General features: G+C 46.9%; 15 protein-coding genes. 6 read left to right on the forward strand and 9 right to left on the reverse strand.

The features are described 5' to 3' along the window. Positions 1-28: 28 nt before the first annotated feature. Complete coding sequence (plsX, locus tag ACMUEV_RS21395) at positions 29-1,060, reverse strand: phosphate acyltransferase PlsX (RefSeq protein ID WP_190647722.1); 1,032 nt, start codon at positions 1,058-1,060, stop codon at positions 29-31. Positions 1,061-1,257: 197 nt separating this feature from the next. Here plsX and ACMUEV_RS21400 point away from each other — a divergent pair, with 197 nt between their 5' ends. Both ACMUEV_RS21400 and ACMUEV_RS21405 read left to right on the forward strand, forming a co-directional pair. After that, a complete protein-coding gene (locus ACMUEV_RS21400; RefSeq protein WP_190647720.1) occupies positions 1,258-2,655 on the forward strand; it encodes a DUF2079 domain-containing protein in 1,398 nt (465 codons plus the stop codon). Between the two features lie 408 nt (positions 2,656-3,063). Further along, entirely contained in the window at positions 3,064-3,606 is a 543-nt protein-coding gene (locus ACMUEV_RS21405) for an FHA domain-containing protein (protein ID WP_017287209.1), read from the forward strand. A gap of 160 nt (positions 3,607-3,766) precedes the next feature. Here the strand turns inward: ACMUEV_RS21405 and ACMUEV_RS21410 are convergent, their stop codons facing one another. Continuing rightward, on the reverse strand, positions 3,767-6,244 hold the full coding sequence (locus ACMUEV_RS21410; protein WP_190647718.1) for a phosphoketolase: 2,478 nt from the start codon (positions 6,242-6,244) through the stop codon (positions 3,767-3,769). Between the two features lie 152 nt (positions 6,245-6,396). Continuing rightward, positions 6,397-7,020, reverse strand: coding sequence for a DUF3365 domain-containing protein (locus ACMUEV_RS21415; protein WP_190647716.1), 624 nt, complete (start codon positions 7,018-7,020; stop codon positions 6,397-6,399). A 168-nt stretch (positions 7,021-7,188) separates the two neighbouring features. Here ACMUEV_RS21415 and ACMUEV_RS21420 point away from each other — a divergent pair, with 168 nt between their 5' ends. Both ACMUEV_RS21420 and petC read left to right on the forward strand, forming a co-directional pair. Further along, a complete protein-coding gene (locus ACMUEV_RS21420) occupies positions 7,189-7,401 on the forward strand; it encodes a DUF2892 domain-containing protein (protein ID WP_190647714.1) in 213 nt (70 codons plus the stop codon). 185 nt (positions 7,402-7,586) lie between these two features. Beyond that, positions 7,587-8,120 (forward strand): cytochrome b6-f complex iron-sulfur subunit, encoded by a 534-nt coding sequence (petC, locus tag ACMUEV_RS21425; protein ID WP_415354681.1) that lies wholly within the window; start codon positions 7,587-7,589, stop codon positions 8,118-8,120. A 262-nt stretch (positions 8,121-8,382) separates the two neighbouring features. Here petC and ACMUEV_RS21430 read toward each other — a convergent pair whose 3' ends face one another. The 3 genes from ACMUEV_RS21430 to ACMUEV_RS21440 all read right to left on the reverse strand — a co-directional run bounded on the left by ACMUEV_RS21430 (position 8,383) and on the right by ACMUEV_RS21440 (position 12,327). After that, the gene (locus ACMUEV_RS21430; protein WP_190647710.1) at positions 8,383-9,171 is read right to left on the reverse strand and encodes a pentapeptide repeat-containing protein; all 789 of its coding nucleotides are present in this window, start codon (positions 9,169-9,171) and stop codon (positions 8,383-8,385) included. 149 nt (positions 9,172-9,320) lie between these two features. Then, on the reverse strand, positions 9,321-9,509 hold the full coding sequence (locus tag ACMUEV_RS21435) for a hypothetical protein (protein ID WP_017287206.1): 189 nt from the start codon (positions 9,507-9,509) through the stop codon (positions 9,321-9,323). 226 nt (positions 9,510-9,735) lie between these two features. Then, positions 9,736-12,327, reverse strand: coding sequence for an adenylate/guanylate cyclase domain-containing protein (locus tag ACMUEV_RS21440; RefSeq protein WP_190647709.1), 2,592 nt, complete (start codon positions 12,325-12,327; stop codon positions 9,736-9,738). Positions 12,328-12,547: 220 nt separating this feature from the next. Here ACMUEV_RS21440 and ACMUEV_RS21445 point away from each other — a divergent pair, with 220 nt between their 5' ends. Next, positions 12,548-13,180 carry a DUF1294 domain-containing protein gene (locus tag ACMUEV_RS21445; protein ID WP_017287204.1) on the forward strand — a complete coding sequence of 211 codons (633 nt, stop codon included), beginning with the start codon at positions 12,548-12,550 and terminating at the stop codon, positions 13,178-13,180. Positions 13,181-13,219: 39 nt separating this feature from the next. On the opposite strand, the gene ACMUEV_RS21450 is transcribed toward ACMUEV_RS21445, so the two are convergent. The 3 genes from ACMUEV_RS21450 to ACMUEV_RS21460 all read right to left on the reverse strand — a co-directional run bounded on the left by ACMUEV_RS21450 (position 13,220) and on the right by ACMUEV_RS21460 (position 15,625). Beyond that, entirely contained in the window at positions 13,220-14,098 is an 879-nt protein-coding gene (locus tag ACMUEV_RS21450; RefSeq protein ID WP_190647707.1) for a carbon dioxide-concentrating mechanism protein, read from the reverse strand. A gap of 47 nt (positions 14,099-14,145) precedes the next feature. Next, positions 14,146-14,607: a TspO/MBR family protein gene (locus tag ACMUEV_RS21455; RefSeq protein ID WP_190647705.1), complete on the reverse strand. Its 462-nt coding sequence runs from the start codon at positions 14,605-14,607 to the stop codon at positions 14,146-14,148. A gap of 175 nt (positions 14,608-14,782) precedes the next feature. Continuing rightward, a complete protein-coding gene (locus ACMUEV_RS21460) occupies positions 14,783-15,625 on the reverse strand; it encodes a fasciclin domain-containing protein (RefSeq protein WP_190647703.1) in 843 nt (280 codons plus the stop codon). A gap of 169 nt (positions 15,626-15,794) precedes the next feature. Between ACMUEV_RS21460 and ACMUEV_RS21465 the strand changes: the two genes are divergently transcribed. After that, the gene (locus tag ACMUEV_RS21465) at positions 15,795-16,175 is read left to right on the forward strand and encodes a hypothetical protein (RefSeq protein WP_017287200.1); all 381 of its coding nucleotides are present in this window, start codon (positions 15,795-15,797) and stop codon (positions 16,173-16,175) included. Position 16,176: the final 1 nt, after the last annotated feature.

The following is a 16,176-nucleotide window of genomic DNA, read 5'->3' on the forward strand; positions in this document are numbered from 1 at the left end:
TTGTTCACTCCAAATGGGTTGAGGTGAGTTAACTGTCCGTACGAACAGCAACCGTCGGATCGTAACTTGAGCGAATGCGATCGAGAACTGTGTTGTCGATCGCATCTTTCGCAAGTCGCGCAGCATTGAAGATGGTTGGAGCTTGCGAACTGCCGTGGCTGATAATGCAAACACCGTCTACACCCAGCAATAGACCGCCGCCATGTTCTGCGTGATCCATGCGTTGCTTAATTCGCTTCAGATTTGGACGAAGGAAGGTGACTCCGGCTTTACCATGCAATCCGCGCGGTAACTCTTCGCGCAAGATTTGCAGTGCGACTTCTCCCACCGCTTCCGCAAATTTCAGCAAGACGTTTCCAGCAAAGCCATCGCAGACAATCACATCAAAATGACCGGACAGAACATCGCGTCCTTCGGCGTTGCCGATGAACGGAATCGCTGGATTAGCACTTAGCAATTCATGCGTTTGAATTGCCAATTCGTTGCCTTTATTCGGTTCTTCGCCAATGTTCAGCAAGCCAACTTTCGGTTCAGAGTTGCCTAAAACATATTGAGAATAGATTGTCCCCATCAGAGCAAATTGCTCTAAGAATTTAGGGCGACAATCAACGTTTGCACCCACATCGAGAATCAGAACAGGCTTACCCGCGATCAGCGTCGGCAGAACTGCCCCGATCGCTGGACGATCGATTCCTTTCAACCGTCCCAATTTCAGAAGTGCAGCCGCCATCGCCGCACCAGAATGCCCTGCTGAGACGACCGCATCCGCTTGCTTCTTCTTCACCAAATCCATTGCCACATTGATCGAGGCTTTTGGCTTGCGACGTAGCCCGACGAGCGGTTCTTCTTCCATTTCGACTGTTCCTTCGGAGGGCACAATTTCAATATCAGAAGAATGCGTATGATGCTTTAAGGCAGCTTCCACTTGGTGTGGATCGCCGACCAAGACGACATCGACATCGAGTTCTGCATGTGCTCTCACCGCACCCGCGACGATTTCATCCGGGGCATTATCTCCACCCATTGCATCGATTGCAATTTTTACCCGCGTTGATCCCATTGGCTCTAAGTTCTTAAAAACCTTCCAAATTTTATCAGCAGATTGCGCTTAGATTCGCGGATGCCGAAGCGATCGCTCTAACCTCAATCTACTTTCTAAATCTAACGATTCGATTGCTCTATTTTGCCTTACTAGGGTGACATCTTGAGAAGTGTAGTAGAACACGTTAGGCTGTCTGCGTTCCCATTCTCTTGTCTATGCACGCGATTCTCGCCAAATTCTGGAAATCGAGCCATCTTTTGCGATCGCTGGTGATTGCCAGTTTTGCGATTTTCTTGATTTCTAGTGTCATTCGACATTTACTGCTGCAATCGAATGCATTGGATTTGGGGTATTTCGATCAGGCTGTTTATCTAATTAGCCAAGGAATAACGCCGATCATTTCGTTCCGTCCGTATCATGTGATGGGTGATCATGCGGCTTGGATTTTGTATGCGATCGCTGGAATTTACAAGATTTTTCCAAGTGTTTATTGGTTGTTTGTGATTCAGAGTGCAGCCTTTGCGACTTCAGCAATTCCCGTTTGGTATTTAGCAAAACAGGCAGGATTAGATCGCGCAAAATCGAATGCGATCGCGATCTCTTTTTTGCTCTATCCCCTAGTTTTTAATCTCAATTTGTTTGATTTTCGTCCTGAAGTCATTTCACTGCCTTTGTTTTTCACGGCAATCTGGGCAGCGCGCGCTAATCGAATGGGTTGGTTTACGCTTTGCGTTGTGCTGATTTTGGGATGTCGAGCGTCTTTAGCCCTGTCGATCGCGGCAATGGGAATTTGGCTCATCGGCTTTGAGCAGCGCAAGCGATTGGGCGCGATCGCGTTAATTTTGGGAGTCAGTTGGTTCATCATTGCGACGCAGGGAATTATTCCTCACTTTCGTCCTAGCGGAGCCGATTATGTGATGCGCTACAGCTATTTAGGCAATTCGCTGACTGAGATTGTTCAGAACTTAATTCTGAACCCTTGGCTGTGGCTCGGTCGCCTCTTGTCGATCGACCGTTTATTTTATTTGCTACTAATCTTTATTCCGATCGGATGGGGATTTTCTATCCGACACTTTGCGCCATTGATTGCAACCGTTCCAGTGTTTGCGATGAATCTCTTGTCTGAGATGTCGAACCAGCGAGATTTGGTGCATCAATATTCTTTGCCGATTTTGCCGTTTCTTATGGTGATGGCGATTTCGACTGTCGCGGCAAATCCGAATCGTCGATCGCGGTTGATTCTAGTTTGGTCGCTGATTGCATTTTTAGCTCTGGCAAAATTTGGCTACTTTGGGTCACGGTATCTAGAGCGTGTTCCAATGCTGTCAGGAGCCTATACCGCGATCGAGCAAATTACGACTAAAGAACCCGTCTTAACAACTAGCTATTTCGTGCCTCACCTAACGCATCGAGTCATGATCGACTACACGAAATTTACGGAACCGCCGAAAGATTTAAATAAGTTTCGGTATATTCTGCTGAATCTAGAGCAACCCGGTTGGGCAAGTCGTCCGGAGTTGGCTCAACAAATTTTCTCTGAAGCGCAGGCGAATTCAGCCTTCCAGCTTCAATATCAACAGGATCAACTCTACTTGTTTGTCAAAAAATCCTGATCAGATCTCTCGCCCAACGTAGATGAGAGTAGTGTTCCTCCGTTTTATCGTTATATCCGTAAATACCGAAGCAACGATGACAACTTTGAATGCTCAATGATGCTGAGAATTCATGAAAGTTTAAAGATCTAGGTCAGTAGCCGTAACCGTATAAAGCTAGCAAGAAGAGAGGCTCAAAAATATTGCGCCTCCTCCTTAGGTAGTGTTTAGTCTACGTAGTTCCGTGCATCTCACCCACCAGGGTGATAGGTTGTTTTCAGACCTCTTGCTTTCACCTAGCAATTTTTTGAGCAAGTTTTAGTCGCATTTAAACCTTGCTTGATTTAGCTGAATCAAGGTTTCAAGCGCCGCTGTTGTCGTCACACTTCCTCAATCCTGTCGTTAAACGGTTTTGCCCGGACACTTGTTATGTTAAACCTGCCGCCATCAAGCAATAGTGGCGATCGTGCGCTCCAATTCTTGAAAACCTATCCCGCTCTTTCGCGATCGCTTTTACTGGATTGTGGGCACGACATCGATAAAATTTCCACATTGGTTGAGCCGATTTTAGAAGCTCCAAAGCGCTGTGCCACAGCTTATTACATTCAGGCGGTCACGACTGGACGTTCGGCATTTCTGACGACAAATTTAGTAGATTCAGACCAAGTACAGTTAACAGCGATCGCTTCGACTTGGTTGATCGGCAGAAGCCGAAATTGTGCAATTTCGCTGTCACAGCCCTCGATTTCGCGCTGTCATGCCGTGATTGGACATCAGCCAGAAGGGTTTTACATCATGGATGTCGGCAGCAGTAATGGGACGTTTTTAAAGGGGCAAAGATTACCTGTACTCGAACGCCGCACCCTGTCCGATGGCGATTGCATTGCATTGAGTCATCTTCAGGTTGAATTTTTTGTTGTGAGTATGCAAGGGGGATTTTCGGATTGGGGAGAAGCGACATCTCCGGGATGAGCCGTGAAAGAGCAGAGTTGTCTTGATCACAGTCGCTTTGATGGGGGAGTGGGGGAATAGGGAGCAATCTGAGTCTGGTTTACTCCCCATTCTCCCACTTTTCAAAATTGTCGATGAGTAGGAGAGAGATTCCATCCTCATTCCACTCTTCAATTCTTGACTAATACGCCGATCGCGCTAAATCCTCCGCCTGCTGAATCGGTGAATTTCCATCTGTTTGAGGAATTACCTGCTTCTCGGTATTCGAGCCGCTATAGTACTGCCACTTCCAATCCTCAACTTCTGGCATATCACGACCGTGTTCGACGATATAGCGCTTGTGTTTCGTCAATTTATCGCGTGCAATTTGCTTCACATATCCGCCGACATTCGTGAGTTTTGGAACTCGATCGATGACATCTTGCGCTAAATGAAATCGATCCAAATCGTTCAGGACAACCATATCAAAGGGAGTTGTCGTCGTGCCTTCTTCTTTGTATCCCCGTACATGAATATTGTGGTGGTTCGTTCGACGATAGGTGAGTCGGTGAACTAACCAGGGATAGCCGTGAAATGCAAAGATCACAGGCTTATTCGTTGTGAAAATTGAATCAAAATCGCGATCGGATAAGCCATGCGGATGCTCAGATTGCGGTTGCAGGGTCATCAAATCGACGACATTCACAAATCGAATCTTTAACTCTGGAAAATGAGCGCGCAGAAAATCGACTGCTGCTAATGCTTCCAAGGTTGGCACATCGCCCGCACTTGCCAGAACCACATCTGGCTCAGATCCGCGATCGTTACTCGCCCAATCCCAAATTCCGAGTCCTGCGGTGCAATGTGCGATCGCGCTTTCCATATCTAACCATTGCAACTGAGGCTGTTTACCAGCCACGATCACATTGACGTAATGACGGCTTCTCAAACAATGATCCGCAACCGATAACAAGGTATTCGCATCGGGTGGAAGATAAACCCGCGTCACCGTTGGCTTTTTGTTCATGACCACATCGATAAAGCCTGGATCTTGGTGAGTAAATCCGTTGTGGTCTTGTCGCCAGACATGAGACGTGAGTAAATAATTCAGCGATGCGATCGGTCTTCTCCAAACAATATGACGGCAAGCTTCTAGCCATTTCGCATGTTGATTAAACATCGAATCAACGATGTGAATAAATGCCTCATAGCATGAGAAAAAGCCATGACGACCCGTGAGCAAATAGCCTTCGAGCCAGCCTTGGCAAAGATGTTCGCTTAAGATTTCCATCACTCGACCATCCAGCGCGATGTGATCATCGTTCGGCAGAATCTCGCCTGTGAAGACGCGATCGGTGACTTCTAACACCGCATTCAATCGATTGGAATTATTCTCATCGGGCGAAAACACGCGGAAATTCTGGTTGGCTTTGTTTTGCACCATCACATCTCTGAGAAACTTACCTAAAACGCGAGTGGATTCCGTTTCCACCTGCCCAGGTGCATCGACTGGAACTGCATATTTTTCAAATTTGGGCAGATTCAAATCTCTGAGCAGTAATCCACCATTCGCATGAGGATTTGCACCCATTCGGCGATCGCCCTTGGGAGCTAGTTCTGCCAATTCTGGAATGAGCCGACCCGTTTCATCAAATAATTCTTCAGGTTTATAACTTCGCATCCATTCTTCCAACATGCGGAGGTGATCCGGCTTACTTGCCATTTCGGCAAGCGGAACTTGATGCGCGCGGTACGTATTCGCAACTTGCACGCCATCGACGATTTTAGGTCCTGTCCATCCTTTTGGCGTTCTCAAAATCAGCATTGGAAACTGAGGGCGCTCTTTGAATCCATGCGTTCTGGATTCGCGTTGAATCCCTTGGATTTCCTGCACAATTTCATCCAAGGTCGCAGCCATCAATTGATGCATCGTCTCTGGATCGTCACCTTCGACAAAATAAGGCTTGTAGCCATAGCCGATAAAGAGATGTTCTAATTCTCGATCGCTAAGCCGCGCTAAAACAGTCGGATTTGAAATCTTATAGCCATTGAGATGCAGAATCGGCAACACTGCACCATCTCGGGCCGGATTCAAGAATTTATTAGAATGCCAACTGGTCGCCAATGCGCCTGTTTCAGCCTCTCCATCGCCGACTACGCAGCAGACCAATAAATCAGGATTGTCGAAGGCTGCACCGTAAGCATGAGCGATCGAATATCCCAATTCTCCGCCTTCATGAATTGACCCAGGCGTTTCGGGTGCAGCGTGACTAGGAATTCCACCAGGGTAGGAGAATTGCGTAAACAGCTTATCCATGCCTTCTGCATCTTGAGTGATGTGAGGATAGAATTCGCTGTAGCTTCCTTCTAAATAAGTATTGGCAACCATGCCAGGTCCACCATGTCCTGGGCCAGCAATATAAATGCAATTGAGGTCGTAGCGACAAATCAAGCGATTGAAATGAGCATAGATAAAATTCAAGCCCGGAGTCGTTCCCCAATGTCCTAGAAGTCGGGGCTTGATATGTTCAATTTTTAAAGGTTGTTTGAGTAGAGGATTCTCTCTGAGATAAATTTGTCCAACTGACAGATAGTTGGCAGCAGACCAATAAGCATTGATTTTATGCAGTTCTTCCGAACTCAAAGGACTAGAAACGGATGCTGAATTTGCAACTGTCATAAAGATTTTCGCTAATGAATCGCGCTTCATCTTGGAAAATATGGCGCGATTCTATCTCTGTCGATCGATAGAACTTGAGGACTGAGGGAAAGTATCGGCTAGTGAACCGCATTCATTGTGGGGAGTGGGGAGAATCCCTCATGATGATTGATTCACTGTGATTCTTGCAGTGCGCTTTGCAAAACCGCTTTTACATCAGGAATGAAAACGGAATACATGCCTCGTAGATCGCCGACTCGGAAGTTGTACGCTAGATCTTGAGGGTAGTTATCTTTGACAAATTGGGGGCGCTGATTTCTAAGTCCGTGACAGGCAAGACAACTTTGTTCTACATTAATGCGACGGTAATAGCGAGTTCCTGCCTGATTGTTAATCGTTTCTCGATCCCAAAAGCCGACTAATTCCGGATCTTGCTGAAACTTAGCCAATGCCATGCTGGCATGTAAATCATCCGGTGCATGGGCAGGATTTCGATACTTGGATGCAATCTGCTTCACCTGCCAGCCATTTTCCTGACTCAACTCCATCGCGCGCATTCCAACTGGGCGGCAAACTTCTTTCATCGTTTGCAGGGTCGGTTCTTCGGTTCTACCTTTTAGCGTAGAGGCTAACCCAGAGCGCATCGCATCTAACTGTTCGATCTCCTGTACAGCTTTTGAAAGCTGAGTCGGATCAGTCTGAGCAAGAGCAGCAGTGGGATACAAGCTGATCAAAAGCATTAGCCCCAGAGAAAGAATCAAGCGAGCAAGCTGATGAACAATCAGTTGGTTCCACATAATACGGGCTACCTCAGCATCAATAGATTTTATAAAATCAATTTAACACTCTATAGCTAATCAGTTATATTAAAGAAGGTTACAAAAAACATCGCATTGGCCTCAATATCACTTTTTGCATTACTGCAAAAGTTTTTTGCAATCCGCTCAACTCTGGAGATTATTGATATGAAAACGAATGTAGGTTTACTCGATCGCCTGATCCGGATTCTGCTCGCTTCTGTCTTCCTTTATCTAGGCTTCTTCCTGTACAACGGTTCTGCCTTAGGCATTGGACTGTTGATTGCAGGAGGCATCTTATTTGTGACGGCTCTAGTCGGCTTTTGTGGTCTTTATCGTCTTCTAGGAATTCGGACTAACCAGCCTCATGAACAATTGTAGGAGCATTCATTTACCCACTCTTTTGGACTAATGATGCCTTAACCCATTACAGCAAAGTTATTGATTGTTTCTAAGGCTGCATAGTCCGACAGCAAAAGAAATCGCGATCGATGCCAGCCAGAAGGTGTAACAAGGGATCGATCGTTTGCCTAAAACCAAATACGCTATTTGACCCAAGGAGGCTCATGATGGATGACAGTCTACCCCTAGAAAGCCCATCTTTATCGCGGCGGCAGTTTCTCAACTTTTTGACGGGTGCTACTGTCGCTGCTACGGCGGGTTCCGCGCTCTACGCAACTGGCAAATTCTTCATTCCACCCGCAGAAACAACGGGAGGAGCCATTCTTGCCAAAGATATTTTGGGAAATCCAATTCCAGCCACACAAATTACAGCAGAGGCACCGGGTACTCGTGCCTTAGTTGCAGGTTTGGCAGGCGAACCCACTTACCTGATTGTTAAAGACGATAACACCGTGGACACCGTGGGAATTGTTGATAACTGCACTCATTTGGGTTGCACCTTTCCCTGGAATCCAACTGATCAGCAATTTCAATGTCCCTGTCACGGATCTCTCTATGCTCCGGATGGAAGCGTAGTGCGGGGTCCTGCTCCTCTCCCCCTCAAGATTGTCCATGTTGCTGTAGTCAATAACAGTATTTTGATCTCGCCCTGGACAGAAACCGATCCCCGTACCAGAGAAAAGCCCTGGTGGGTCTAGTCCTGTTGCTGAATGCCCAAAACTTTCTGTAATTCCCCATCTCAATCGATAGGTATCCTATGAAGATTGCCGTATCCAGCCAAAATCAGACTGCTGTTACTGCCCATCTCGGACGTTGTCAAAAATTCTGAATTTATCTTTAGCTCAGGAATTTGCAAAGCGCGCAGACTGAGAGCAAATCGCAATTCAAACTCAATGGGGAATATCAAACATTTTTTCCGGTGAATTGCTCTCAGTCATTTGGGAAAGTTGTAATGCTTCTCTACGCCTCAAAGATTGCGCCTCTCTGAGTCAAATCTCGCTTCATCTCTCTGGAAAACCAGCGAGGCTCATTAAATCGAGTCCGCTCTACATTTGCACCGATCAGATTGGTATCTGCAAGTACAGCACCCCGCAAATCTGCACCACTCAGATCTGCACCATACAGACTTGCACCGCTCAAATCTGAATTGGTCAGATGTGCCCGCCGCAACGTTGCATAGCTTAAATTCGTTTCGCTAAGTTTTGTCGCGGTCAAATCAGCACTCGTCAAGGTCGATCGACGCACATCCGCAAAACTTAATTTTGCTTGCGTCAAGATTGCACCTGTTAGATTTGCATTATCTAACGTCGCATTCACTAAAATCGCGCCAGATAAATCGGCGTTGATCAGAGATGCTCCCGTGAGCGTTGCATCAGTCAGGTTAGCTTGACTCAGTTTACTGCTGATCAGTCGAGCGTCCGTAAAGTCTGCGCTGATCAGGTTTGCACCAATGAGCGTCGCTTCGATTAAATCTGCATTTGTCATGTTTTTCGATCGCAGATCAATTCCGCTTAAGTCTGCTTCCGAAAAGTCCTGCAGCGGGTTCAATCCAGCGATCTGTGCTAAATCAAAAAAGTCGTCGGTATCAGCGGTCTTAACTTGCTCGATTAAATTCAGAAGAAGTTGAAGCGAGTGATCTTTGGTCATCATATATGCCTTGCCTAACTGAGACCATGTGGGGACATCTGGACGTTGCCCAGTTAGGAATACAAAACAGCCTTTACGAATTTCGTAAGAACCGAATGACAATTTGAGAGGATTGTCGGTCTCAGCGAAGATAGAAACAATCCTGATATCAGCAGACGTTAGGAATTACATTGTAGTATAAATTTTACGATCGCACATGTACGGCACGATCGCAATTCCGGATTACTCCTCAGTCCTCTGGAATAAAAAGCTTAACGTCGATTTGCGTTGTGCTGATGAAGTTCGATTAACCGCTCGATAATTGCTCGCTTGTTGCTGCTGAGATTGTTCGGAATCAGCGCTTCTCGACTCGCTGGGCTAGTCGTCACACCTGATATCTGCTCATCGTCAGAAGTGATCGCGATGGAAGCAGGGTGACCGTTTGAGTTAGAAGAAGACATAAGTAAACTGGGGGTTGATGAGCTGCAAAAAAACGATTGTGAAACACTAGAGGATTGTTCGATCCTCAGGTACATGAAGTACATGCCTCTGATACCGCCACTATAGCTCTTACGACCAGAAAATCGCATGACCTGAGTAGACGACGCGCTGATGCCTGGGTTCAGAATAGCATCGCTCTTAGGAGAGTGTAACTGCTATACGAAACTTTTATTTTGAGATGCAGGTCTACTTCTCAGTCAGTGACCAAGACCCATCCCACTGCTCCGGAGGGGGAGTTGTCAGCCAATGTTCACACCGCTTCATGTGCAGTAATGCTGCTTTATCCTGTTTGTCGATTTCTAGAACAGAAGCAAACTCAGCAACGGCAAAGGCGAATTTGCGATCCAAGTAATGCTTTCGTGCCAAGTGATAATGCTCAATCACTCGCTTTTTCTCATCTGAAATCTGGTCAGACTTCAGCCCAACGAGTTCATAGACTGCAACAGGTTTGTTTTTGCCTTTGACTTTAATAAAGTCGAGTTCTCTTGCCCAAACGCGATCGGCACAAGGACGATAGGTGCTCTCACTAATTACAATATCGGTTCCATAGATTTTACTTGCACCTTCGAGCCGCGAACCGAGGTTCACACCGTCGCCGATCGCAGTAAATTCCATCCGCTTACTGCATCCGATGTTGCCACTAATCACGGTGTCAGAGTTGATACCAATGCCGATATCGATCGTTTGTTCATTGCGACCATGCCGCAATTTATTGAATGCGGCTAATCGCTGGCGCATTTCTAATGCGGTTTGAACTGCCATCCATTCGTGGTCATCCAAAGGCAAAGGCGAGCCAAACACCGCCATGATTGCATCGCCAATATATTTATCGAGAATGCCTTTGTGCATGAACACGGCTTCAACCATTGACTCGAAATACTGATTGAGCATTTCGACCACTTCTTCTGCTTTGAGCGTTTCGGTCAAGGTTGTATAGCTGCGAATGTCTGAAAACAGAACCGAGACATCTTTGCGATCGCCGCCCATTTTTGCAGCATCAGGATTTTCTAAAAGCTGTTCTGCGAGTTCCTGAGTCATGTAGCGATACATCGTACTTTTCAGCCGCTTTTCATCGCTAATGTCATCCATCACAATCAGCGCACCGGAGACTCGCTGAGCATCGGTCGCATCTGCGATCGTATTAATCGACAAGTTAATACTATGCTGCTCTTCGCCTCGAATCGGCTGCAAGGTCTGATCGGGATAGTACTGCTCTCGACTGCGAGCACTGATCGATTGATTAAACCAATGATAGAAACTACCTTTTTCGAGTTTGATTAACTTCGTAATTGCTTGTCCTTCGATCGCGTCTTCTTGCTCTAATCCCAGGAGTTTCTTGGCGCTGTCATTTGCCGCGATGATATTTCCTTCTTTGTCGGTTGAAATTACGCCATTGGTCAGCGATCTCAAAATGTCTCGCTGCATTTGCTCTTGCTGCTTCACTGTTTCAAACAGTTTGGCATTCTGTAGGGCGACCCCTGCCTGAATGTTGAAGGTTTCCATGAATTCCTGGTCGCTGCGGTTGAAGCTCGCTCTCCAACGCTCTGGAGCTTGAGGAAAATCTTCGGGGCTGTAAGGCGGGAATTCGCCTTTCTTCGTTTTATTGACGAGCTGCGTGACTCCAATTAATTCTCCGTCTGCGTTGCGAACGGGCATACAGAGCAGGCTACAGGTTCGATATCCGTTCGCTTGATCCGTTTTCTTAGCCGTCTCAGCGCCTTCTCGATTGTATAAATCAAACGGAATGTTGATGACTTCACCGGATGCCGCAACTTGTCCAGCAAATCCAACGCCGATCGGTAAGCGCAATTCTTTCATGGCTCCGTCAGCAGTGGGAATGCGTGTCCAAATTTCATTGCGATCGCGATCGATTAACCACAAAGTACTGCGATCGGCATTCATGAGCGCTTTCGCTTCGTCCATGACTCGTTTCAAAGTGTCATCAAGGTCTAAGCTACTTTGGCTGAGAGATTGAGTCGCTTTGATCAGGGCATTTGCTGCGCGTTGTTTTTGGGTGGCGAGATAGAACGATCGCGAAGATTCCAGAATTAGCCGAATCGATGGAGCGAATTCTCGGAAAACTTCTTCGTCATAGGTGGTGAAACCTTCTAGAGCAATGATTTCGTCAAGGGGAAGTGTGCGATCGCATTTTGGACGGAGTTTATTAATCAATTGCACGACTGCAACGAGGTTTCCCTGCTCGCCGAGCAAGGGCATTGTCAGCATTGTGTAGGTGCGATAGCCAGTTTTGTTGTATTGAATTTTGGCTTGCGTGGAGCGGGGATCGTCGAAAAAGTCGTAAGGGATATTGACGGGACGTTTGAACGTTGCAACTTCTCCAGCAATGCCTTGATCGGCGGGAAAGCGGATTTCATACGAGCGTCCTGATCCTTCATTCACGGTGGTATGAAGCTCATTTTTCTCCTCGTCGAGAAGATAGATCGTAGTGCGATCGGCGTTGAGCAGTTCTCCCGTTTTCGCTGTGATCGAATTGAGCATTTCTTCTAAAATCGCGTCGAACCCTTGCGCATCAAGCATGGAGAGGGTTTGATTGACGATTTTTAATTTGTGTTCGACTTCGTGAACAACTTCTTTGAATTTATCCTGGGTGAGAGGAGCAAGAAAAGACGAGAATTTACCTTTCGGCGCAAGTCCGCCTCCCGAAGTGACTGCAAGACTAGAGTCGAGTTTTGGAGAATTGACCGAGATTGTGATGGTCTGAGGATCTTTTTGCAGTGAACGGGGCTGGTCGGGCAGATGCGAAGAAAGGGAAGTCATAGTCGGTGCAGGATTCAGTTAAAGGGACTTATAACAGGCACATTGAATTGAGCACTCAATGAACCTACGCAATCTGAAAGAGCAAAACGGTCGAACCGATCCGTAGACTTCTTCCAGAGTTCCCTAAAGCTGAAGTTTTGATGCTGTAAGCTCAAGTTTTCTTGACCGAGTCAGATTGGGCAGACTAAGCAACTGAACTCTAAAAAGACTGAATTTATTTATGCAGAGAGGGATTTTGAGGACTTGGAAAGACGATCGAGGATTTGGCTTTATTGAATCCAGTGTGGGTAAGCGACGGATCTTTCTACACATCACAGCAATTCGAGAAAGTTCTTACCGTCCTCAAGTTGGAGATGTAATTTACTTTCATCTTGAACGAGACGAACAAGGAAGATTACGCGCCTCTAACGCTTGGTTCGAGACAGATAGACCGAAACCTCCAATCCAATCTCCGGTCGTGTCAAAAAAAGCACCTAAATACCAAAGTTCATTTTCACCTGCACCCGCTTTGCTCTCGATTCTGCCGATGTGGGGAGCGTTCGATTTTATGTTCAGAACTCGCAATGCGTTTCCAGCGTTAGCTTACATAGCGCTTGGAATTCTGACATTTCTGCTGTACCGCGAAGATAAAAATCGCGCTGTCTCAAAAGCATGGAGAATTCCAGAGGCTCAGTTGCATCTGTCCGAATTGTTTGGCGGCTGGATTGGGGCACTAGTCGCGCAGCAAGTTTTTCGACATAAAACTCGTAAAACTTCTTATCAATTGGTGTTTTGCTCGATCGTTGCTCTGCATTCGATCTTCTGGTTCGACTGGCTTTTTCTAGGAAGAAACCTGGCTAAATCATTTATGTAGCAATATTTAATCGAGCGTTATTGCATCCGCATTCTCACACTAGCTTTCCTCTTGGTTTGCAGGAGGAGATTCAGGTTCAGGCAGTTCTAACTTCTCAAGTGGGGCTTCGGGTTGCGTGAGTTCAAGGGCTTCTTTTTCCTCGGTCGCTAGTTCAAACTCCGCCGCTTGTGCTTCCGGTAATGCTTTTTCAACTTGAGCAGGCAACTCTAACGGCTCAGGTTTCGCGAGTTCAGGCAACGCGACCAACGGTTTCTCGACTTCTTTGACCGTAATCGGAATCTGTAGCGGTTTGAGTTCTTCGACCCAACAAGACGCGATCGGTAAAGTCTGATCTAAATCATCTAAAGCACGCGGAATCACCATGACTGAATGTAATTCGCCGACTCGCTCAGCTTCTTGCATTCCAACATCAACCGCCATCGCGACATTCGCAACCGTTCCCCGAACGATCGCAGTACACAGACCATCTCCGATCGTGTGATATGCAGTCAACGTCACATCCGCCGATTTCAGCATCGCATCGGCTGCGGCTACCATCGCCGGAAACCCACGAGTCTCAAGCAATCCGACCGCCATGTTGCGAAATTGACTTGTGCCTTGATTGCCGATCATCGCCGCGAGTTTGCTGCCGATCGGTAAAACTGCATCTAAATTTGGCATCGGGCGAGGAATGACGATCGTAGAAACCTTCATGCCAAATTGCTCCACCAAATCGGCTCCGACTTCAACGGCAAGTCGTACATCGGAAATGCCGCCTCGAACCACAGCAGTACAGTAGCCACCACCAATCATTTCGTAACCGACAAGCGTCACCCCGGAAGACTTTAACATCATGTCAGCCGTACCCACGATCGCAGGGAAGCTTTGGGTTGAAATGAGACCAAGGGCTGAGTCAACGTAGGGATCTTGGCGGTTCATGGGCACTGAGGCAACAATATCACTCTCATCTTAACGTTACGAATGATTTAAAACGATTCGGGGTTGAGTTTTCCCATTTCCCAAGTAGTGTACGTTCCGATCGGACTCCAGATTAAATACGGTAGAAGTAAAAGTCCTGCGGTGGTCGAAACTGGGAAAACCAGAACAGCGAGAAGTAAGCCGAGCAGAAATCCGAGTCCACCGACGATCGTGCCGTTTCGCAAACTGCGAGTCCACAGCAAAACAGGAGAATAGGCAACGATTACAGCTTCAACCAGAATATAAAGTGCCATGGTCTGCCAGCTTTGGGTCATTTCCCAAACAATGTAGGCTGACCATGCGCCACAGATAAATACAATTGTCCAGATCAGCGGAATTGCTTTTTCAAAGGTCAGCCATCTTGGACGCTGTAAGCGATTGAACCATTTGACATCTTTGGGGCGGAGAAAGCTGCTCCCTAACGCAATCAAAAATGTGACCCCACCAATGACTAACCACGAAGGAAGCATAATTTCTCGCTCTAAATCTATTCGATTAGTATTGTGTCAGAGGGGAGCCACAGAGAACTCGATCGTGAGAGTGAATTCTGTTTGCTCACTCGAATGCGATCGACTTGTTCTCCCTGAAGCTCCGATATCTAGGAGATTCAGGGAAGAGATTTTAGCAATTACAAATGAATGTAATTTATCGAACCCCTGGATTAGCCGAAGCTCGCGGCGCTAAATTCGTCAATCTCGATTGCAAGTCAGGAGTCAGAATCAGTTGATCAACGGCATGAATCGTCCCGTTTTCAGCCGAGATATCTGCTCCAAGCACACGAGCATTCCCAACGGTCAAAGCGCCTGCACCACCTTGAGCCGTCAGCGGATTGCCTGCAAGCGATCGCACTTGTTTTGTCGCTAAATCACTCGATGAAACTTTCCCTGGCACGATATGATTTTCCAGCACTTGCGCTAACACAGCCCGATTCTCAGGTTGGACTAAAGCCTTAAAGGTTTCAGCAGGAATTGCTGCTAATGCTTCATCGGTCGGAGCAAATACCGTGTAGTCAGAACTACCTGCTAATTGTCCAGCGAACGTTCCTTGGGATTCTGCCACCCGTAAAAGCGCATTGAACAATTCAAATGAGCGATTGGTACGGACAATTTGATCGATCGACTGATTTTCTGAACCTGAGAAAGCAGAGGAATTCGTTCCAGTGTTACCTGTCGGCGAGGATTCACCCGTGGGTCGATTTGCAGGAGTGACGACACCGGGAACACTTTGATTTTGATCGCCCGGAAGATTCTGATTTGGGGAAGTGTTAGGAGCACTTTCGCGATCGTTGGAGGGAGTCGTTTCGCTGTTCGGGGCAGTTTGAACTGGCGGAACACCTGTATCGCGATTGGCGGGAGGAGGAGATTGGGGAGCGTTCGCTGGTGTATTCGCAGGGCTAGGAGTGAAATCGCTTTGCGCTAATGAAGGTAAGGCAATACCGAAACTAAAACTGAGGATGCCAGCCGTTAGAAACTTAAGAGATGGTTTCATTGTTAGTAATTTTGAACACTTCGCTTCATACCCTAAGCAAGAATTCGCACGTTTTCGTCCCCCCAATGAACTACGCCGATCCTCTTAATTAAGACTGTGCGATCGTGAATATTTAACCCGACTCTAGAACGATTACAGTAAGATCAAATCACTGAATTACAAGATATCTATGACGACTGATACTGTTGTTCGGCTATTACAAAAAAGTTTTCGAGTGACGCTTGGCGCAACCGCTTCACTCGTCGAAATCCTGCAAGATCCTCAAAGGCGGGAAGCAAATTTAACGAAACTCAAGACTGATCTAGAAGAACTGACGCAGGAATGGGCAGAAAAAGGGGAAGTGACCGAGATCGAAGCTCGGAACTATGTTGATAATTTCATTGCTCAAAAACGCAGTGAAATGAGTTCTGCCTCGACAACTGTGCCAACAACCGCAACCGAGGTTAAACCTGCATCACCCGAAGTTCAACTTGAATTACAAGAGCTAACCGCACAGTTAGCCGCGATTCGGGCGGAAATCGAAAGATTGAGAACGGAAGAACATCGGTAGT

It is taken from the genome of Leptolyngbya sp. FACHB-1624, assembly GCF_047649235.1.
Taxonomy (GTDB): domain Bacteria; phylum Cyanobacteriota; class Cyanobacteriia; order Leptolyngbyales; family Leptolyngbyaceae; genus Leptolyngbya; species Leptolyngbya boryana.

Coding starts and splice junctions, on each gene's coding strand:
- plsX (WP_190647722.1), bottom strand. CDS start 1,060: ATGGGATCAACGCGGGTAAAAATTGCAATCGATGCAATGGGTGGAGAT.
- ACMUEV_RS21400 (WP_190647720.1), top strand. CDS start 1,258: ATGCACGCGATTCTCGCCAAATTCTGGAAATCGAGCCATCTTTTGCGA.
- ACMUEV_RS21405 (WP_017287209.1), top strand. CDS start 3,064: ATGTTAAACCTGCCGCCATCAAGCAATAGTGGCGATCGTGCGCTCCAA.
- ACMUEV_RS21410 (WP_190647718.1), bottom strand. CDS start 6,244: ATGACAGTTGCAAATTCAGCATCCGTTTCTAGTCCTTTGAGTTCGGAA.
- ACMUEV_RS21415 (WP_190647716.1), bottom strand. CDS start 7,020: ATGTGGAACCAACTGATTGTTCATCAGCTTGCTCGCTTGATTCTTTCT.
- ACMUEV_RS21420 (WP_190647714.1), top strand. CDS start 7,189: ATGAAAACGAATGTAGGTTTACTCGATCGCCTGATCCGGATTCTGCTC.
- petC (WP_415354681.1), top strand. CDS start 7,587: ATGATGGATGACAGTCTACCCCTAGAAAGCCCATCTTTATCGCGGCGG.
- ACMUEV_RS21435 (WP_017287206.1), bottom strand. CDS start 9,509: ATGTCTTCTTCTAACTCAAACGGTCACCCTGCTTCCATCGCGATCACT.
- ACMUEV_RS21440 (WP_190647709.1), bottom strand. CDS start 12,327: ATGACTTCCCTTTCTTCGCATCTGCCCGACCAGCCCCGTTCACTGCAA.
- ACMUEV_RS21445 (WP_017287204.1), top strand. CDS start 12,548: ATGCAGAGAGGGATTTTGAGGACTTGGAAAGACGATCGAGGATTTGGC.
- ACMUEV_RS21450 (WP_190647707.1), bottom strand. CDS start 14,098: ATGAACCGCCAAGATCCCTACGTTGACTCAGCCCTTGGTCTCATTTCA.
- ACMUEV_RS21455 (WP_190647705.1), bottom strand. CDS start 14,607: ATGCTTCCTTCGTGGTTAGTCATTGGTGGGGTCACATTTTTGATTGCG.
- ACMUEV_RS21460 (WP_190647703.1), bottom strand. CDS start 15,625: ATGAAACCATCTCTTAAGTTTCTAACGGCTGGCATCCTCAGTTTTAGT.
- ACMUEV_RS21465 (WP_017287200.1), top strand. CDS start 15,795: ATGACGACTGATACTGTTGTTCGGCTATTACAAAAAAGTTTTCGAGTG.